Source organism: Flavobacterium sp., assembly GCF_043773265.1.
Classification (GTDB): domain Bacteria; phylum Bacteroidota; class Bacteroidia; order Flavobacteriales; family Flavobacteriaceae; genus Flavobacterium.
The window spans coordinates 1-2,719 of sequence record NZ_JAYVFH010000124.1 but is presented as its reverse complement, the minus strand read 5'-3'; the positions used below and the strand labels follow the sequence as shown (position 1 = coordinate 2,719).

The 2,719-nt window shown below is 29.6% G+C and carries 3 protein-coding genes; all 3 read left to right on the top strand.

The genetic code is table 11. The features are described from left to right. Positions 1-398 precede the first annotated feature (398 nt). A complete protein-coding gene (locus tag ACH2BO_RS06700; RefSeq protein ID WP_395043981.1) occupies positions 399-656 on the top strand; it encodes a hypothetical protein in 258 nt (85 codons plus the stop codon). A gap of 71 nt (positions 657-727) precedes the next feature. Next, positions 728-964 carry a hypothetical protein gene (locus tag ACH2BO_RS06695; RefSeq protein WP_395043980.1) on the top strand — a complete coding sequence of 79 codons (237 nt, stop codon included), beginning with the start codon at positions 728-730 and terminating at the stop codon, positions 962-964. A 449-nt stretch (positions 965-1,413) separates the two neighbouring features. After that, positions 1,414-2,719, top strand: a 1,306-nt coding sequence (locus ACH2BO_RS06690; RefSeq protein ID WP_395043979.1) for a DEAD/DEAH box helicase family protein, incomplete at its 3' end; no start/stop codon positions are given.

Below are 2,719 nucleotides of genomic sequence, written 5' to 3'. Positions count from 1 at the left end.
CTAGTGAGACAGTAAAAAACTGGACCAAATTTGCGGAAGAAACAAAAGTAGAACCAAAATTGAAAGAAGCGATAAAATCCACTTTAATTACTTTTAAGTAGTAAAAGAAAATCTCATCTACTGCCAATAGTAATTACAAATACTTTCCTCTATTATTTATAAAAACCACTTTACTTACAAATAATTTTAATATTTTGGACTTTTTTAAAAGCTGTAGCGACTACGATAAAAAATCTAAAAATATAAACCACTATATGATTCTAGGAGAATACCAAATAAGTCGTAAAAAAGAAGAGTGAGGGTATTCTATAACAGCAGTTGTTCAAGACAAATTTGAAAACAATTATTTTGCAAAATGGATCAAAGGTATTGAGCAAGACTCTCAAGCAAGCAAAATTTTGTTCGATAAATTACGAAACTTAATAAAAGCTACTCACAAAAACTTAGCAAAAATCATTGAATACGATTGGGATGATAACGAACAGGCATATTGTATAATTTTTCAATTCATTCAAGCAAGAACATTAGAAAATGAATTGTTTTCACTTAAACCAACGGTTTTTTTAAAGGGAATTGAAAATAGTGTAGCATGTTTAAAAGAACTTAATCAAACCTATAAAATAACTCATGGTGAAAGTAATCTACCAATATTTTAATTGATGAAAATGAAGATTTCTTTCTAATTGATTTTGGTATTGCAGATATTGCCACTCCTTTAATTCAAGAAATGAAACCAAACATTGCACATGTTGGTCATTTAAATCATTTATCAACAGGAATTATTGACCAACTTAATAAAATAAATATTCCAATAGTTTTTACACCACAAGATTTTTGGTTGATGTGCCCACGAGGTCAGTTTTTAACTCGAAGTATTGGCAAAGAAAATAATTTCCAATTGTACTCAAAACAAGAAGATAAAAAGTGCGCTACTAGTTGTTATGAAGTTGATTTTAGCTTGTAAATTCCATTCTTGATACAACCGAAGCATTTCGCAGAAAACGTTGCCAGCTTCGCAAAATCTCCTGACTTTGAACTAATTAATTCATAATTTAAATTTAAAAATATTCTACAAAGTCAGGAGACATTATGCAACACTTTTTGTATGTATTAGAACATTTTGAGTAGCTGAAATTACGCCTCACTAATAGATATTTTTAGAGTACAACAGGACAAAATTGTAGAACATTGTGACATCATGCAAGATGTGCCCGAAAAATTGGCAAATTAACATCCTATGTTTTAAATTACTTTTTGCATTAAATATACATTAATCAAAAAAAAAGGTGTTTTTCCTGTTGCGCAACTCAAAAAACACCGTTACTTTGGAAATTGCTCTATAACTATTAAAACGTTCTTGTAAAAGTGGGATTTTTTTGATAGGTTTGGAATTCAATATGTGAAATATTAAAAATGAATAATAATCCAATACTCAATAGTCCTTACGACGAACCTAAATTGCATTATAATACTAATTCTAAAGGAGAACTAGATTATGAAGAACAAGTAAAAGGTAGGAGAATATTCGTTCCAGATATGGGTATTTCAATACCAATTAAGCAAGGTTCGCAAAAAGATTTTTTTGAAGTCAATGACTTTTCAGAAGATTATGGGACACATTTAATTAATTTAATTCGCGATAATGTTTCTAAATGGAGAGATGAAAATTATCCTAATACAACACGAGTAACCAAAGAGTTATTAATGTTTTGGTTTAATAATACCGAAAGACATGCTGTAAAAAAACTATTTTTTGCTCAAAGAGAAGCAATAGAAACAGCGATATGGTTAAATGAAGTTGCTGAAAAATCTAACGCTGGTCAAAATATTGTAAATAAAATAAGAAATAGCCAAAAAAATGTCAGTAATCTAACTCATCAACAATTACCACGAATTGCTTTTAAAATGGCAACAGGTTCTGGTAAAACTGTTGTAATGGGTGCATTAATAATCTACCATTATTTCAATAGGCAAGAATACAGACAAGATACTCGTTTTGCAGATTATTTTCTTATAGTAGCTCCAGGAGTAACAATTAAAGACCGCTTAGGCGTTTTATTTGTTGATAAAAAATCCAACAATAAAAATGAACGATCAGATTATTATGCTGCAAGAGATTTGGTACCTCGAAATCTTGAACCTCAATTAGCCAATTTGAACTCTAAACTAATTATTAAAAATTATCATGCTTTTGAACCAAGACAGCTGCAAGGAAATAAAAAAAGTATATATGATGGTAAAGTAAAAAGTGAAGATGAAAAAATAGCCGAAATTCAAAACCAATCAAAAGAAGATTATAACCAAGTTGTTAAACGTGTTTTAGGTAAATTTAAAACAGGTAGTCGATTATTAATTTTAAATGATGAAGCCCATCATTGTTATTTGCCAAAACAAAAAGGTAAAACCAAAGATACTGAAGGTGATGAAAATGCTAAAGCCGCAATTTGGTTTACAGGATTAACCGAATTTGCAAAAAAATTTAAATTAACTGGCGTTTATGATTTGTCAGCAACACCATATTATCTTCAAGGTTCTGGCTATGATGCCTATAGTTTATTTGGTTGGGTTGTTTCTGATTTTGGATTAATTGAAGCTATTGAATCTGGTTTGGTTAAAATTCCTTTTTTGCCTGAGAGTGATAATACACATCAATTAACAATGCCAGTTTTAAGAAATCTTTACGAACATGTAAAGGATGAATTACCAAAAAAAGGACAAC